This window comes from Bradyrhizobium sp. CCGUVB4N, assembly GCF_024199945.1.
Taxonomy (GTDB): Bacteria; Pseudomonadota; Alphaproteobacteria; order Rhizobiales; family Xanthobacteraceae; genus Bradyrhizobium.
The window spans coordinates 5476786-5491738 of the sequence record NZ_JANADP010000001.1 but is presented as its reverse complement, the minus strand read 5'-3'; the positions used below and the strand labels follow the sequence as shown (position 1 = coordinate 5491738).

The following is a 14953-nucleotide window of genomic DNA, read 5'->3' as shown; positions in this document are numbered from 1 at the left end:
GACGATGGCAGACGCGCGGCGCGCACCCCTGAAGGACCAGACCGACATCTCCGGCGCACGTGCGCTCATTGTCGAGGCGCGGTTCTATGACGATCTCCAGGACGCGCTTCTCGACGGCGCGGTCACCGAGCTGAAGGCGGCCGGCCTGACACATGACGTCATCACGGTTCCCGGCGCGCTGGAGATTCCGGCGGCGATTGCGATCGCGGTCGATGCGGCTGCTGGCAACGGCAAGCCCTATGACGCCGTGATCGCGCTCGGCTGCGTGATCCGTGGCGACACCATTCATTTCGAGATCGTCTCGCAGGAATCCTCGCGCGCACTGATGGATCTTGCGGTGGCGCGCAAGCTGCCGCTCGGCAACGGCATCCTCACCGTCAACAATGAGGACCAGGCCTGGGCGCGGGCGCGCGCCAGCGAGCTCAACAAGGGCGGCGATGCCGCGCGCGCAGCGCTTGCGATGCTGCGCATCAAACGCCGTCTGGCGCGGGCCTGAGCCATGGTTGACGCGAAAAAACCGGCGGGACCTGCGGAGAAGAAAGCGAACCGGCGCGGTGCGGCGCGGCTCGCGGCCGTCCAGGCGCTCTACCAGATGGATATCGCCGGTGCCGGCATCAACGACATCTTTGCGGAGTTCGAGAGCCACTGGCTCGGCAACGAGGTCGAAGGCGATACTTACCTGCCGGCGGAAGCGGCATTCTTCCGCGACGTCGTCTCCGGTGTCGTTCGCGACCAGAAGAAGCTCGATCCTCTGATCGACGAGGCGTTGTCGAAGGGATGGCCGCTGAAGCGGATCGAGGCGATCCTGCGCGCGGTGCTGCGGGCAGGAGCCTATGAGCTCCAGCACCGCAAGGACGTGCCGGGCCGTGTCGTCGTCTCGGAATACGTTGATGTTGCCAACGCCTTCGTCGACCGCGAGGAGACCGGCATGGTCAACGCGGTGCTCGACCAGATCGGCCGCCAGTTTCGCGGTGATGAGTTCGGGCGGGGGTAATTGAGACGACGACTTCCGCCGTAGCCGTCACCCTGAGGTGCCGGAGCGAAGCGGAGGCCTCGAAGGGCGGCGGCGTGCCACTGGGCTGCACCTCGGCCGTGCATCCTTCGAGGCTCGCAAGGGCTCGCACCTCAGGATGACGGGTCTGCTATCGTGACGCAGGACAAAAACCAAGCCTCCGCCGAAGACTCCCTGATCGCGCGCTATTTCAAGCCGCTGGCGACTGATCCCGGCGCGTTCGCCCTCGTCGACGATGCCGCGATCCTGTCCTCGTCGGGCGACGATATCGTCGTCACCACCGACGCCGTGGTTGAGGGCGTGCATTATCTTGCCACCGATCCCCCCGACACCATCGCGCGCAAGGCGCTGCGGGTGAACCTGTCCGATCTCGCCGCCAAGGGAGCTGCGCCCGCCGGATTCGTGCTGACGCTGGCGCTACGGAGCAAGGAAGACGCCTGGCTCAGGCCGTTCGCCGATGCGCTCGGCGAGGACGCCAAGACCTTTGCCTGCCCGCTGCTCGGCGGTGACACGGTGTCGACGCCGGGACCGCAGATGATCTCGATCACCGCCTTCGGCCGTGTGCCGAAGGGGCGGATGGTCGGCCGCACCGGTGCCAAGCCGGGCGATGTTATCCTCGTGACGGGGACGATCGGCGATGCCGCGCTCGGCCTCGATATGCTGACCGGCGGCGCGGCGGCCACGGCGCTGACCTCCGATCCGGCAGCAAGAGAAGCGCTGATCTCGCGCTATCGGATCCCTCAGCCGCGCAACGTGCTGGCGCAGGCCGTGCGTGATCACGCGACGGCGGCGATGGACGTCTCCGACGGGCTCGCCGGCGACCTGACGAAACTCTGTGCAGCATCCGGTGTGTCCGCCACGGTCAACGTGGCGAGCGTGCCGCTCTCGGCCGCGGCGGCAGGCCTGGTCGCCCGCAATGCCATTTGCGTTGAGACGCTGCTTGCCGGGGGCGACGATTACGAGGTGCTGTGCACGGTGCCGCCGGCACAGAGCGATGCGCTGATGGAAGCGGGGCGGGCGGCGGGTCTGGCCGTCACGGCGATCGGCACCATCGTCGCGGGCCTTGAGCGGCCGCGCTTCCTTGACGGGCAGGGGCAGGAGCTGGCCTTGAAGCGGCTGTCCTACAGCCACTTCTAGGAAATGCGCCAGGCCGGCGGCCAGCCGCTCGGGATTAGGTCTAAATACTTGCCGAGATCGGCTTTTTCGGCCTCATCCGGCGTTGCACCCTCAATTTGATTTTGGCAAGCTTGTGACCGACTAGGGCCACCCCTTCGTGCAAGGGGCGGCCCTGTTCAACATAAGGGTGCCGCACCGCTTGACGGAAAAACAAAAGGCACCGGGGGTACGTACATCAAGGATCTGAGGCAAAAATCACATGACAGCATTATGGTTGATAGTGCTCTGCGGAGTGCTTTCCGTCGTCTACGCGATTTGGGCGACGTCTTCGGTGTTGAGTGCAGATGCGGGGTCACCGCGCATGCAGGAGATCGCGGGAGCTGTGCGTGAAGGCGCACAAGCGTATCTCCGGCGCCAGTACACCACGATCGGCATCGTCGGCATCGTCATCTTCGTGCTGCTTGCCTATTTCCTTGGGCTTTATGTCGCGATCGGCTTCTTGATCGGCGCCATCCTGTCGGGGGCGGCCGGCTTCATCGGCATGAACGTCTCGGTTCGCGCCAACGTGCGTACCGCCCAGGCTGCGACGACGTCGCTCGCCGGCGGCCTCGAACTCGCCTTCAAGGCGGGCGCGATCACCGGCATGCTGGTGGCGGGTCTCGCGCTGCTTGGCGTGACCCTCTATTTCGGCTTCCTGGTCCACTCGCTGAAGCTCGCACCCGATAGCCGCACCGTGGTCGATGCCATGGTGGCGCTCGGCTTCGGCGCCTCGCTGATCTCGATCTTCGCCCGTCTCGGCGGCGGCATCTTCACCAAGGGTGCGGACGTCGGCGGCGATCTCGTCGGCAAGGTCGAAGCGGGTATCCCGGAGGACGATCCGCGCAACCCGGCAACGATCGCCGACAACGTCGGTGACAACGTCGGCGACTGCGCCGGCATGGCCGCCGATCTGTTCGAGACCTATGCGGTGACCGCGGTCGCCACCATGGTGCTCGCGGCGATCTTCTTCGCCAAGACGCCGATCCTCTCCAACATGATGACGCTGCCGCTCGCCATCGGCGGCATCTGCATCATCACCTCGATCATCGGCACCTTCTTCGTGAAGCTCGGGCCGAGCCAGTCGATCATGGGCGCGCTCTACAAGGGCCTGATCGCCACCGGAGTCCTGTCGCTGATCGGCGTTGCCGGCGTGATCTACTATCTGATCGGCTTCGGCAAGCTCGACGGCGTCGACTACACCGGCATGGCGCTGTTCGAATGCGGCATCGTCGGCCTCGTCGTCACCGGCCTGATCATCTGGATCACCGAATACTACACCGGTACCGACTATCGTCCGGTGAAGTCGATCGCCCAGGCCTCGGTGACCGGTCACGGCACCAACGTGATCCAGGGTCTCGCCGTCTCGATGGAAGCGACCGCGCTGCCCGCCATCGTCATCATCGCCGGCATCCTCGTCACCTATAGCCTGGCCGGTCTGTTCGGCATCGCGATCGCGACCGCCACCATGCTGGCGCTGGCCGGCATGGTCGTCGCCCTCGATGCCTTCGGCCCGGTGACGGACAACGCCGGCGGCATTGCCGAAATGGCGGGCCTGCCGAAAGAAGTGCGCAAGTCGACCGACGCACTCGACGCGGTCGGCAACACCACGAAGGCGGTGACCAAGGGCTATGCGATCGGCTCCGCCGGTCTCGGTGCCCTGGTGCTGTTTGCGGCCTACAACCAGGACCTCAAGTTCTTCGTTGCGGACTCCGCTCAGCATCCCTACTTCGCCGGCGTCAATCCGGACTTCTCGCTGAACAATCCCTACGTCGTGGTGGGCCTCTTGTTCGGCGGCCTGCTGCCGTACCTGTTCGGTGCGATGGGCATGACGGCGGTCGGCCGTGCGGCCAGCGCGATCGTCGAGGAGGTACGTCGTCAGTTCCGCGAGAAGCCGGGCATCATGCAGGGCACCGACAAGCCGGACTACGGCAAGGCGGTCGACCTGCTCACCAAGGCGGCGATCAAGGAGATGATCATCCCCTCGCTGCTGCCGGTGCTGTCGCCGATCGTCGTCTACTTCCTGATCTACGCCATCGCAGGCGGCGGCGTGGCCGGCAAGTCGGCGGCGTTCTCGGCCGTCGGCGCCATGCTGCTCGGCGTGATCGTGACGGGCCTGTTCGTCGCGATCTCGATGACCTCGGGCGGCGGCGCCTGGGACAACGCCAAGAAGTACATCGAGGACGGTCATTTCGGCGGCAAAGGCTCTGATGCCCACAAGTCGGCCGTGACCGGCGACACCGTCGGCGACCCCTACAAGGACACCGCGGGCCCCGCGGTGAACCCGATGATCAAGATCACCAACATCGTGGCGTTGCTGCTGCTGGCGATCCTGGCGCACTGATCCGTCGATGACACAAGATAAAACCCCGCGGCGTGAGCCGCGGGGTTTTTGTTTGCCGGGTCACCGTGTCATTGCGAGTCGCGATGACGGAGGAGGCGCCTACTGCACGTCCATCTGCAGGCCTTCCTTCTGGATGATGCCGGCGAATTTCTTCGTCTCGGCGTCCACGAAGTCTGCGAATTGCTGCGGCGTGCCGTAGTCGGCGCGGGCGCCCATGGCGGCGATCTGCTTCTTCATGTCGTCGCGCTCGAGCATCGCCTTGACCTGGAGATTGAGCGCTTCCAGCACCGGGGCAGGGACGGCCCTCGGCAGAAACACCGAGAACCATGACGACACATCGAAGTTCGCAAGCTCCGGCGCGCTCTCGCGCATGGTCGGCAGGTTCGGCGCGAGATCGCTCCGCTCGGTCGTGGTCACGCAAAGGCCGTTGAGCGTGCCGTTCTGAACCTGCGGCAGGCTCGGATAGAGATTGTCGAACAGGATCTGGATGTCGCCGGCAAGCGCGGCCTGAAGCGCGGGCCCGGCGCCGCGGAACGGGATGTGCGTCATCTTCAGCCCTGTGAGCTGGAGGAACCAGGCGCCGGTGAGGTGAGGGCTCTGGCCGACGCCGGAGGAGGCGTAGCTGAGCTTGTCCGGATTGGCCTTCAGATACGCGATCAGCTCGGCGACCGATTTGATGCCGGTCTTCGGATGCGCCGAGACGATGTTCGGGATCCGGATCATGTTGGAGACCGGCTGGAGCTGGTCCGGCTTGTAGCTGAGGTTCTTGAAAATGCTGTAGGCGATCGCGTTCGGCCCGGGGTTGCCGATCAGGATGGTGTGGCCGTCGGCCTTGGAGCGAACCACTTCGGCCGTACCGATCGTGCCGCCGCCGCCCGATCGATTCTCCACGACCGCGGTCTGGCCCCAGGCGGACTGGAGATGGGCTGCGAGCAACCGTCCCATGACGTCGGTCGAGCCGCCGGCCGCAGCCGGCACGATCACGCGGATGTTCTCGGTCGGCTTCCAGTCCGCAAGGCTCGATCGCGGCAGGATGGCTGCGGCCGAGAGGCCGGCGGCACCGGCGAGCACGCGGCGGCGGGACAGAATCTTGTTCTGAAGTTGATTGGGCACGAATCCACTCCCTGCTTCTTGTTTTGCAGAGAGCGTATGGAACCCGGCGTGCAACGGCAAGTCGCGCGCGCCCGCAGGTGCCGCGCCAAGGGCGGCACGACGCCGCAGGGTTGAGCCTCAGTTAAAGCTGAGCAGCTTGAACAGCGGCGCGAGGTAGCTCATCTCCTGACCCGAGGTCGGCGTGGTCCGGCTGATGGAGTCGAAGATCTTGCCGTCCTGCAGGCCGTAATTCGCAAGCCTGCGCACGCGCCGGTTCTTGTCGAAATAGACGGCGATGACGCGCTGGTCGACCACCTTCTGGTTCATGAAGGCGACCATGCGCTCCGAGCGCTGCGAGATGTAGTAGAACACCTCACCGTCCAGCGTCGCGACCGTGGAGGGCGTGCCCATCACGATCAGCACCTGATCCTGGCTCGCACCGATCGGAATCTGCTCGAGCGCGCCGGGGGGCAGGATGTAGCCCTTCTGGAACTGCTCGCCGGTGCATCCCGCAAGGGCGCCACCGACCAGAGCCACGGCCGCGAGCATGCGCAAGCCGCGCCAGCGTGCATGAAGGCCGCGCCGCTTGTCTGCGCGCAGGCTGGTCTGGTTCGTTATCGTCATAGTGGAACTGATTCCGTCCCCTTGCGTCGCGCGAGGCGCTGAAGTACCGGGCGGAGGCTCTGAATGCAACTCGCGCGCGCCCGCTTGCGGAAACCACAATGCTTTGGCCGTTCAATCACTTCAGGAAACCCCGGCTAGCCCCGGCCGGCACCATTGAGGCCATCTATGGCATGATCGTGACGCAGGCGCGAGAACCCATATTTTACCGGGACTTGGGCGTGCCTGATACGGTTAATGGCCGTTTTGACCTGTTGCTGCTGCACCTCTGGCTGTTGCTGCGGCGGCTGCGGACTGTCGCCCACGGCGGGGTGGAGCTGTCGCAGGCCCTGTTCGACCGCTTCTGCGAGGACATGGACGACAATCTGCGCGAGATGGGCATCGGCGATCAGACCGTCCCGAAGCGGATGCGGGCCTTCGGCGAGGCCTTTTACGGCCGCGTCCAGGCTTACGACCAGGCAATCGATACGGGCGCCGAGGCGCTGGCGCAGGCAATCTGCAAGAATATCTTGAATGGCGCCGGGATGGATCACGCACGGCGGCTGGCGGCCTACGCGGTGGCGACGGATGCTGATCTCGGCCAGACCGAAGATGCTGCGCTGCTGCGCGGATCCTTCAAATTTCCCGCACCGCTTCGGGAGGATGGAACGTCATGAATCGACCGATGACCGGATCCGAACCTGATCCCTGGCGCGTGCCCGTGATGGTGGCGCATATTCCGGATACCGGCTTGCATCGTGAGCTCGAAGCATCGGCGGCCGAGCGTCAGGCCATGGCCGATCTCGCGGGCGTGCGTGAGGTCCTGTCGGTCCATGCCGACCTCGACGTCGTGCCCAAGAGCGGCGGCCGGCTCCAGGTCACGGGCCGGGTCCGCGCTCGGATCGGCCAGACCTGCGTGGTCACGCTCGATCCGATGGAGAGCGACATCGACGAGGAGGTCGATCTGACCTTTGCGCCCGAGGCCGAGGCGCGGCGGCTGGCTGACCTGATCGAGGAAGGCGAGGACAACGAGGAACCCCCGGAGGTCGCCGATCCACCGGAGGCTATCGTCAACGGGATCATCGATCTCGGCCGTATCGCGACCGACGCGGTGTTCCTGGCGATCGACCCTTACCCCCGCAAACCGGGGGCCGTGTTCGAGGCGGAGGTCACCGCACTCGATCCCGAGGATCATCCGTTCGCGGCGCTGAAAGCACTCCAGGACAACAAGCAGGGCAAGAAGAAAGGCAAATAGCTGGGCATTCCCCGTAAGACCGCTGTGTGACGGAGCGTGAGGTGTTTGCGGGACTGGTTTGAAAGGCCGTCTTAGCTCTTTGATTTCTATTGTTTTCTTGCCAATTCGAGGATCCGCCGGCGGATCGCCCTTAATCCAAAAGGCTGGGGGCAAGAGGTTGTTTCGGGATAACAAAACGCTATTGTCCGCCCGGTTCGGGCGCGGCGTGGCGCTCGGCCGGTCGCCATGTCCATGGCGAGCCCATTCCGCGGCCCCGCTGATCGACGACCGCGCCAGACCAGGTTTCCGGGATTTTGATGCCAAGCAAGGTTCGTATCGCGCTTGACGCCATGGGGGGCGACGTCGGCGCCCCTGTCGTCATACCAGGCGCGGCCATCTCGCTCGGCCGGCATCCCGAGACCGAGTTCTTGCTGGTCGGGGACCGCGCCAGAATCGAGCCCGAGCTCGATCGCCATCCCAGGCTCAAGGCCGCCTCCCGGATCATCCATACCGAAATTGCCGTCAGCGGCTCGGACAAGCCGAGCCAGGCGCTGCGGCGCGGCCGCAAGACCTCCTCGATGTGGCTTGCCATCGACGCCGTGAAGAAAGGCGAGGCCGATGTCGCGGTCTCCGCCGGCAATACCGGCGCGCTGATGGCGATGTCGCGATTCCATCTGCGCACGCTGCCGGGCATCGACCGGCCGGCCATCTCCGCGATCTGGCCGACCAAGCGCGGCTCGTCCGTCGTGCTCGACCTCGGCGCCACCATCGGTGGCGATGCGCACCATCTGGTGTCGATGGCGGTCATGGGCGCGGCCAAGGCGAGCGTGCTGTTCAACAAGAAGCGCCCCACGGTCGGCCTGCTCAATATCGGGACCGAGGAGGTCAAGGGGCACGAGGAGATCCGCGAAGCCGGCGAGATGCTGCGCGCGCGGAATCTGCCCGAGCTCGACTATATCGGCTTCGTCGAGGGCGACGGTATCGGCAAGGGGATGGCCGATGTGATCGTGACCGAAGGGTACAGCGGCAACATCGCGCTCAAGGCTGCCGAGGGAACCGCGCGCCAGATGGCGGATTTACTTCGTGACGAGATTCAGCGGAGCTGGCTGTCCAGGCTCGGCTATCTCTTTGCCCGCAATGCCTTCCAGGCCCTGCGGGACAAGATGGACCCGAACAAGTCGAATGGTGGCGTGCTGCTTGGGCTGAACGGGCTTGTGGTGAAGAGCCATGGCGGCATTAACGCCGAAGGCTTTGCCTATGCGATCGATGTTGGTTATGAGATGGCCAAATTCGATCTTCTGAACAAGATCAATCAGATGCTCAACCGCGATGGGGGCGCGCTCAGTTCCGCGCCAACCGCGCCGGAGGATGTTTCGTGACCAAGATTCGTTCGGTCGTGCTGGGCTGCGGCTCTTACTTGCCGGAGCAGGTGGTGACCAATGCCCAGTTGGCGGCGCGCATCGACACCTCCGACGAGTGGATCGTGCAGCGCACCGGCATTCGCGAGCGGCACATTGCGGCCGACGGCGAGTTCACCTCGCATCTTGCGATCAAGGCGGCACAGGCCGCGCTCGCCGACGCCGGCGTTGATGCGCAGTCGATCGAGCTGATCGTGCTCGCAACCTCGACGCCGGACAACACGTTCCCTGCGACCGCGGTTGCCGTGCAGCACGCGCTCGGCATCAATCACGGCGCGGCCTTCGACCTCCAGGCGGTGTGCTCGGGCTTCGTGTTCGCGCTGGCGACCGCCGATAATTTCCTGCGTACCGGCGCCTACAAGCGTGCGCTGGTGATCGGCGCCGAGACCTTCTCGCGCATCCTCGACTGGAACGACCGCGGCACCTGCGTGCTGTTCGGCGACGGCGCCGGCGCAGTCGTGCTGGACGCGCAGGAGCAGCCGGGCCAGGCCGCAACCGACCGCGGCATCGTGACCTCGCATCTGCGCTCCGACGGCCGCCACAAGGCAAAGCTGTTCGTCGACGGCGGACCGTCCTCGACCCAGACCGTCGGCCATCTGCGCATGGAGGGCCGCGAGGTCTTCAAGCATGCGGTCGGCATGATCACCGATGTGATCGTCGATGCCTTCGAGGCGACCGGGCTCAATGCCGACAGCATCGACTGGTTCGTGCCGCACCAGGCCAACAAGCGAATCATCGACGCCTCCGCCCACAAGCTCCATATCGCGCCGGAGAAGGTGGTGCTGACGGTGGATCGTCACGGCAATACCTCCGCCGCCTCGATTCCGCTGGCGCTGTCGGTGGCGCGCAAGGACGGCCGCATCAAGCGCGGCGACATGGTTCTGCTGGAGGCGATGGGCGGCGGCTTCACCTGGGGCTCCGCGCTGGTGCGCTGGTAAAGCCACATTCGATAAAATTTTGCCGGAATCGGCCGCGATTATCAATGCGTCTGCATTGATGAACGGTGTTGACCGCCGTAACGTAAGTTCATAATTTCAGACAACAATTGTTCGCCGTGATGTGGGGCAGGGCGATGACCGATACAAGTAAAACCGTAACGCGTGTTGATCTCTGCGAGGCCGTCTACCAGAAGGTGGGTCTGTCGCGCACGGAATCGTCCGCCTTCGTGGAACTCGTGCTGAAGGAGATCACCGACTGCCTTGAGAAGGGCGAGACGGTGAAACTGTCCTCGTTCGGCTCCTTCATGGTCCGGAAGAAGGGTCAGCGTATCGGTCGTAATCCGAAGACCGGCACCGAGGTGCCGATCTCGCCGCGCCGGGTGATGGTGTTCAAGCCGTCGGCGATCCTGAAGCAGCGGATCAATTCCCAGCACCGCACCAATGGCGATGCCAGCAAGGCTCAACCCGAGGCCTAACCGTCTTCGGAAAGGATTTGGCATTTGGACAAGGCGCCGGATGCGTTCCGAACCATCAGCGAAGTAGCGCAGGAACTCGACATTCCGCAGCACGTGCTGCGGTTCTGGGAGACGCGATTCTCCCAGATCAAGCCGATGAAGCGCAGCGGCGGCCGCCGCTATTACCGCCCCGACGACGTCGATCTGCTCAAGGGCATCCGCCGTCTGCTCTACGGAGAGGGCTACACCATCCGCGGGGTGCAGCGGATCCTGAAAGAGCACGGCGTCAAATCGGTGCAGGGCCTGGCCGACGGCTCGGCCGCGGTCTCGTTCGGGGCGATCGAGGACGCCATCGGCGCGAGCCTGATGGAGCCGGACGACGAGCCGCCCATCAAGGGCATCACCGATGCCGACGATGACGACTACCAGGGCGACGAAGAGGAGGGCATCGACTTCCGCTTCACGGAGGTCGACGACGAAGAGATCCTCACCACCTTCCGCAAGGGCGGCGCCCCCGCCGCGCCGGCCGGCCCCAGCGCGCTGGACCGGGAGCGGCTGGAACGGGTGCTTGCCGACCTCGTGGCCTGCAAGGACATGCTCGATCAGGCGATGAAGGACGCCTGACCGGCCTTTTGGTCCACTTGGTGGTCCATTCCGGGGGCTTTCGGCGAAGACACCAAAATGGTGCCGGTCGCCTTGCGCAAAGCAGCGATCCTAGCTAATGGAACGACGTTCGGAGCGTGGCGCAGCCCGGTTAGCGCACTAGTCTGGGAGACTAGGGGTCGGAGGTTCAAATCCTCTCGCTCCGACCATTTTACTTCTGAAATCGACCAGCGGTTTGCACGATCACTGATCGGCAGGCGATGTCCTGTCTTCCGAGTGATCCGGTGTCAGTGGCCGGCGGTCAACACCGACTTTCCTGACAGTTCTCCTCTGCGCGGGACTTGTCGCGGGCCCATGTCGGAATGGCGAAGGCAAGTTGGTGCTGCCCCATCGTGTCGACGAACGAGGCTTGCGCGCTCTCCAGGCGTTTGGCCAGCCCGTTGACGTTCAGGTCCAGCGCCGCGTCGACTGCCAACAGGGATATCGACACGAACGCAACCGTCACTGCGATGGCGATCGCCTTCCATTCTGGTGAATTAGTCATTTGACTTACTCAAGTAAGTATTCCTGCGTACGATTCAACCCCTCGGACGGTTTGCGCACGCCTTCTTGAAGCACGACGGTTTTGTAGCGAGGTGACGCGTGTCGTACTGATCGCCGCGACCCGATTGCGGCTTTGATTCGATCAAGTCCAGCGCCGGAGCGTTGTCCAACAACGAGTGCTACGTGGCTGGCCTCAAAAACCCAACCACCATCCGCGTCGTCTCATCCACCAGCGTCCTCACCATCTTCTCCGACAGCAACTCGGCCTGGTTCAGCACCGTGTTGTGCGCGACGGCTTCGATCGTGCTGACGCAGATGAAGGTCGCGACGTCGAGGTCGATCTTGCGCATTTCCTTGCGGTGGCTCTCGAAATAGGCGCGGACGAGACTGTGGACCTCGCGGTTGAAGGCTTCGACGTCGAGCTTTCCTGCGCGCGGGATTTGCTCGGCGAGAACGCGATGCAGTTCAGGGTTGATGCGGTGCGCCTCGATCGCGACGGTGACGAGGCGGCGCACGGCTTTCTCGAGCGGCATGTCCATGACCTCGGTGAGCGTGGTGCGGACGATGCCCATGATCTCCTCGTTGTGGCGCGCGATCACAGCGGCCACGAGCGCCTCCTTGCTCGGGAAATACTGATAGAGCGAGCCGACGCTGACGCCGGCGATTTCGGCGATCCGGTTGGTGCTCGTCTTCTCAAAACCTTCGCGAACCAGAATGCGAGCAGTTGCCTCGACCAGCGCGTCGACGGTGGCGCGGGATCGCTCCTGCAGGGCATTTTTCCGGGGTTTTGTCGGTGGCTTGCGCGCCATGATCCCTGCATTCCGAATGCGAGTAGGAAAAGCGAGTGAATGCTCGCATTATAGGCAGGGTCGGCAGCCGATGGATAGAAGCAAGTTGGAGCCGGCCGGGCGCAGCAAAATGAGGGCAGGAGCATGAGCGTTGCGAAGATGCTGTCGGTCGGGCGGCTGTGCGAATGCCCCTTTGCGTGGGCCAAGTCCTCGAGCGATCCCGCGCCGAGCTTGCAGAGCCGCGCCTTCAACCTGCTGCTCGGGCTGCTTCCCTACAAGCGGCAGCTCGCCTCGGCCGAAGCCGTGCAGGCGCATGTGCAGAAGCTCGCGTTGGAGCCGGTCTCGTTCGAGCCTCCGGATCTGGGCCGCAGTGTCGAGGTGACGCTGACGAAGATGGGCGGCTGGCCGGTCTATTACACGGCGCCGTCATCGGGGCACGAAGGCTGCAATCACGTGATGTTCCTGCATGGCGGCGGCTATATCAACGAGATCGTGCCGGCGCATTGGCGCTTCGTCGGCCAGATGACGCGCAAGGCGGGCGTGGTCTGCGTCGTGCCGATCTATCCGCTGGCGCCGCGCGCGACCGCGAAGGATGTCGTGCCGCGGACGGCCGAGCTGCTGCGGATGCTGCTGGAGGATGCGGGGGCCGCGAAGGTCGCCGTGGTCGGCAATTCGGCCGGCGCGGGCCTCGCGCTCGCCGCATGCCAGTGGCTGCGCGATCGCGGACATCGGCAGCCGAACCGGCTGATCCTGATCTCGCCGGCGGCCGATGCCTCGGTGAGTCGTCCGGAGCAGGTCGAGATCGCCGCGCGCGATCCGATCCAGGACATTCCGGGAATCATCGAAGTCGGGCGGCTCTATGCCGGCGAGCTCGATGTCGGCCATCCCTTCGTCAGCCCGTTGAACGGTGCCTTCCGTTCGCTCGCGCCGATGACGATCTTTTCGGGCACGCGCGATCTGCTCTACCCCGATAGTGTCGATCTTGCCGCGCGGGCGAGGGCGGCCGGCGTGGCGGTCGAGCTGCATCTGCTGCGTGACCAGCCGCACAATTATGCGCTGATGCCGACGCCCGAGGGGCGACAGGCGCGTGCGGATATTCTGCGTGTGGTGGCTTGAGGGGAAGGCGTGATCGTTGTCACGCAGGCGCCGCCGTGACGGGTCTGGCGCTGCAAATTCGCGCGGGGAAGGGCGGCCCCCGGGCGTTTCCTCGGTATCAGTAGTTTTGCGGGGCCTTAGGCGTGGCCCTTGATCTCGTAGTGACCCGGCACGCATTTGTAGCGGTCGAGGCGCCAGTTGGTGTGATAGATCGGATGCTCGCCCATCCATTTTGCAAGCGGTGCCTGCGCACCGACCGCACACGCCATCATCGACATATCGGGCGTCATGTTGCTGTCGGTCACGATTTCCTCGACGCAGCTGCCTGAGGCAGCAGCGCCAAGCCGGCAGAGCACGGCAACGACGGTTATGAACATTCCAGTCACCTCATCGGTAGTTTCGACCACGAGGAGGATGCAAGCCGAGTGCCACAGCCTGTGTCGCAAACGACACGCCGGCTGAGCCTGCTCGCCTCAGCGTTCCTCATTTGACGATTCGGATTGTAAAAAAAATGCCCCTAAACCGAAGCCGGACAACTACGGGAACCCCCAACAAATACGCGCAGGAATGAGCGATTGTGGGGGCTGCGCCGCGTGATCCGCCCTTCACAAGGCCGGCGCAGCCGATACGCTTCGACGTGTGCGGATACTCGTCAAAAGAGCGAGACCGCCGCAGGACCAAAGGAAACGCGAGGGCAGACCATGAAGGTACGACCGACCGGCGTGATTCCGCCGATGACGACGCCGTTCCGGAAAGACGGCGAGATCGACACCAAGCTCGTGGCGCCGCAGGTCGACTGGATGATTGGCGCCGGCGCGCACGGCGTCGCGGCCGGCGGCTCGACCGGCGAGGGGCACACGCTCGACCATGAGGAATATCGCGACCTGATGGCGGCGACGGTGGAGGCGGTGAAGGGACGCATTCCCGTCATCGCCGGCATCATCGTCGATTCCACGCGCGATGCGATCCGCCGCGGCAAGCTGGTGCGCGACATGAATGTCGCAGCCCTCCAGGTCACGCCGGTGCACTATTTGTTCAAGCCCGATGACGAGGCGATGGTGGCGCATTTCCGTGCCATGGCGGATGAGACCGGCATGCCCATCATCATCTACAACGTCGTGCCTTGGTCGTATCTGTCGCCGGCGCTGTTGACGCGGATCATGACCGAGGTGCCACTGGTCGTCGGCGTCAAGCAGAGCGCGGGCGATCTGAAACTGTTCGCGGACCTCATGATGATGGCGCCGGACAAGCTGATCTACAGCGCAGTCGATGCGCTGATGTATCCGTCCTACACGTTGGGAGCGCACGGCTCGATCGCCGCGATCCTGACCGCGGCACCGCACGCCTCCGTCGCGTTGTGGGATGCGGTGAAGGCTGGCGATCACCCGCGTGCGCTCGACCTGCACAAGAAGCTGCTGACGCTGTGGAACGCCGTCATCGCCGACAATTTGCCGGCCTGTACGCGTTACGCGCAGACCCTCCAGGGCCTGCCCAAAACCTATCCGCGTGCGCCGATGCCGGAGGCCTCGCCGGCGCAGCAGGCCGCGACACGCAAGGCGCTGGAGGCCCTCGGCGCGTTGAAGGGCGTGCGCGTCGAGGCGGCCGAATAGTCCGTAGCCCGAAATAACTGATGTCGAACAGCAGCGCCGATCCGCTTTTACCTGCGGATGCGGCGCTGC

17 protein-coding genes and 1 tRNA gene are annotated in these 14953 nt (G+C 64.5%); 13 read left to right on the top strand and 5 right to left on the bottom strand.

Annotation, left to right across the window (positions count from 1 at the left end):
• Positions 1-4 precede the first annotated feature (4 nt).
• The 4 genes from ribH to NLM31_RS25290 all read left to right on the top strand — a co-directional run bounded on the left by ribH (position 5) and on the right by NLM31_RS25290 (position 4508).
• Positions 5-496, top strand: a complete 492-nt coding sequence (gene ribH / locus NLM31_RS25305; RefSeq protein WP_254194030.1) for a 6,7-dimethyl-8-ribityllumazine synthase — start codon at positions 5-7, stop codon at positions 494-496.
• 3 nt (positions 497-499) lie between these two features.
• Positions 500-994: a transcription antitermination factor NusB gene (nusB, locus tag NLM31_RS25300; protein WP_254131941.1), complete on the top strand. Its 495-nt coding sequence runs from the start codon at positions 500-502 to the stop codon at positions 992-994.
• Positions 995-1147: 153 nt separating this feature from the next.
• The gene (thiL, locus tag NLM31_RS25295) at positions 1148-2149 is read left to right on the top strand and encodes a thiamine-phosphate kinase (protein ID WP_254131940.1); all 1002 of its coding nucleotides are present in this window, start codon (positions 1148-1150) and stop codon (positions 2147-2149) included.
• Between the two features lie 238 nt (positions 2150-2387).
• On the top strand, positions 2388-4508 hold the full coding sequence (locus NLM31_RS25290) for a sodium-translocating pyrophosphatase (RefSeq protein WP_254131939.1): 2121 nt from the start codon (positions 2388-2390) through the stop codon (positions 4506-4508).
• Positions 4509-4607: 99 nt separating this feature from the next.
• On the opposite strand, the gene NLM31_RS25285 is transcribed toward NLM31_RS25290, so the two are convergent.
• Entirely contained in the window at positions 4608-5621 is a 1014-nt protein-coding gene (locus NLM31_RS25285) for a tripartite tricarboxylate transporter substrate binding protein (RefSeq protein WP_254194029.1), read from the bottom strand.
• 117 nt (positions 5622-5738) lie between these two features.
• Positions 5739-6224, bottom strand: coding sequence for an outer membrane protein assembly factor BamE (locus tag NLM31_RS25280; RefSeq protein WP_254131937.1), 486 nt, complete (start codon positions 6222-6224; stop codon positions 5739-5741).
• A 98-nt stretch (positions 6225-6322) separates the two neighbouring features.
• Here NLM31_RS25280 and NLM31_RS25275 point away from each other — a divergent pair, with 98 nt between their 5' ends.
• The 7 genes from NLM31_RS25275 to NLM31_RS25245 all read left to right on the top strand — a co-directional run bounded on the left by NLM31_RS25275 (position 6323) and on the right by NLM31_RS25245 (position 11057).
• Positions 6323-6877 (top strand): ubiquinol-cytochrome C chaperone family protein, encoded by a 555-nt coding sequence (locus NLM31_RS25275; protein WP_254194028.1) that lies wholly within the window; start codon positions 6323-6325, stop codon positions 6875-6877.
• Positions 6874-7455, top strand: a complete 582-nt coding sequence (locus NLM31_RS25270; protein WP_254194027.1) for a DUF177 domain-containing protein — start codon at positions 6874-6876, stop codon at positions 7453-7455. The genes NLM31_RS25275 and NLM31_RS25270 overlap by 4 nt, the downstream gene beginning before the upstream one ends.
• Before the next feature lie 296 nt (positions 7456-7751).
• Positions 7752-8813, top strand: coding sequence for a phosphate acyltransferase PlsX (gene plsX, locus NLM31_RS25265; RefSeq protein ID WP_254131934.1), 1062 nt, complete (start codon positions 7752-7754; stop codon positions 8811-8813).
• The gene (locus NLM31_RS25260) at positions 8810-9790 is read left to right on the top strand and encodes a beta-ketoacyl-ACP synthase III (RefSeq protein WP_254131933.1); all 981 of its coding nucleotides are present in this window, start codon (positions 8810-8812) and stop codon (positions 9788-9790) included. The genes plsX and NLM31_RS25260 overlap by 4 nt, the downstream gene beginning before the upstream one ends.
• Before the next feature lie 134 nt (positions 9791-9924).
• The gene (locus NLM31_RS25255) at positions 9925-10266 is read left to right on the top strand and encodes an integration host factor subunit alpha (protein WP_187436991.1); all 342 of its coding nucleotides are present in this window, start codon (positions 9925-9927) and stop codon (positions 10264-10266) included.
• A gap of 24 nt (positions 10267-10290) precedes the next feature.
• Entirely contained in the window at positions 10291-10869 is a 579-nt protein-coding gene (locus NLM31_RS25250) for a MerR family transcriptional regulator (protein ID WP_254131932.1), read from the top strand.
• Positions 10870-10979: 110 nt separating this feature from the next.
• Positions 10980-11057: transfer RNA gene (locus NLM31_RS25245), tRNA-Pro, on the top strand.
• Positions 11058-11149: 92 nt separating this feature from the next.
• Here the strand turns inward: NLM31_RS25245 and NLM31_RS25240 are convergent.
• Positions 11150-11392, bottom strand: a complete 243-nt coding sequence (locus NLM31_RS25240; protein ID WP_254131931.1) for a hypothetical protein — start codon at positions 11390-11392, stop codon at positions 11150-11152.
• A gap of 178 nt (positions 11393-11570) precedes the next feature.
• Positions 11571-12200, bottom strand: coding sequence for a TetR/AcrR family transcriptional regulator (locus NLM31_RS25235; protein WP_254194026.1), 630 nt, complete (start codon positions 12198-12200; stop codon positions 11571-11573).
• Between the two features lie 123 nt (positions 12201-12323).
• Here NLM31_RS25235 and NLM31_RS25230 point away from each other — a divergent pair, with 123 nt between their 5' ends.
• The gene (locus tag NLM31_RS25230) at positions 12324-13295 is read left to right on the top strand and encodes an alpha/beta hydrolase fold domain-containing protein (RefSeq protein WP_254194025.1); all 972 of its coding nucleotides are present in this window, start codon (positions 12324-12326) and stop codon (positions 13293-13295) included.
• A 116-nt stretch (positions 13296-13411) separates the two neighbouring features.
• Here NLM31_RS25230 and NLM31_RS25225 read toward each other — a convergent pair whose 3' ends face one another.
• On the bottom strand, positions 13412-13651 hold the full coding sequence (locus tag NLM31_RS25225) for a hypothetical protein (protein ID WP_254131928.1): 240 nt from the start codon (positions 13649-13651) through the stop codon (positions 13412-13414).
• A 324-nt stretch (positions 13652-13975) separates the two neighbouring features.
• Here NLM31_RS25225 and NLM31_RS25220 point away from each other — a divergent pair, with 324 nt between their 5' ends.
• Positions 13976-14884: a dihydrodipicolinate synthase family protein gene (locus tag NLM31_RS25220; protein WP_254131927.1), complete on the top strand. Its 909-nt coding sequence runs from the start codon at positions 13976-13978 to the stop codon at positions 14882-14884.
• Positions 14885-14953: the final 69 nt, after the last annotated feature.

Bases quoted from the DNA above. Each gene is read 5' to 3' on its own strand.
- ribH (WP_254194030.1), top strand. From the start codon at position 5: ATGGCAGACGCGCGGCGCGCACCCCTGAAGGACCAGACCGACATCTCC.
- nusB (WP_254131941.1), top strand. From the start codon at position 500: ATGGTTGACGCGAAAAAACCGGCGGGACCTGCGGAGAAGAAAGCGAAC.
- NLM31_RS25290 (WP_254131939.1), top strand. From the start codon at position 2,388: ATGACAGCATTATGGTTGATAGTGCTCTGCGGAGTGCTTTCCGTCGTC.
- NLM31_RS25280 (WP_254131937.1), bottom strand. From the start codon at position 6,224: ATGACGATAACGAACCAGACCAGCCTGCGCGCAGACAAGCGGCGCGGC.
- NLM31_RS25275 (WP_254194028.1), top strand. From the start codon at position 6,323: ATGCTTTGGCCGTTCAATCACTTCAGGAAACCCCGGCTAGCCCCGGCC.
- NLM31_RS25270 (WP_254194027.1), top strand. From the start codon at position 6,874: ATGAATCGACCGATGACCGGATCCGAACCTGATCCCTGGCGCGTGCCC.
- plsX (WP_254131934.1), top strand. From the start codon at position 7,752: ATGCCAAGCAAGGTTCGTATCGCGCTTGACGCCATGGGGGGCGACGTC.
- NLM31_RS25255 (WP_187436991.1), top strand. From the start codon at position 9,925: ATGACCGATACAAGTAAAACCGTAACGCGTGTTGATCTCTGCGAGGCC.
- NLM31_RS25240 (WP_254131931.1), bottom strand. From the start codon at position 11,392: ATGACTAATTCACCAGAATGGAAGGCGATCGCCATCGCAGTGACGGTT.
- NLM31_RS25235 (WP_254194026.1), bottom strand. From the start codon at position 12,200: ATGGCGCGCAAGCCACCGACAAAACCCCGGAAAAATGCCCTGCAGGAG.
- NLM31_RS25230 (WP_254194025.1), top strand. From the start codon at position 12,324: ATGAGCGTTGCGAAGATGCTGTCGGTCGGGCGGCTGTGCGAATGCCCC.
- NLM31_RS25225 (WP_254131928.1), bottom strand. From the start codon at position 13,651: ATGTTCATAACCGTCGTTGCCGTGCTCTGCCGGCTTGGCGCTGCTGCC.
- NLM31_RS25220 (WP_254131927.1), top strand. From the start codon at position 13,976: ATGAAGGTACGACCGACCGGCGTGATTCCGCCGATGACGACGCCGTTC.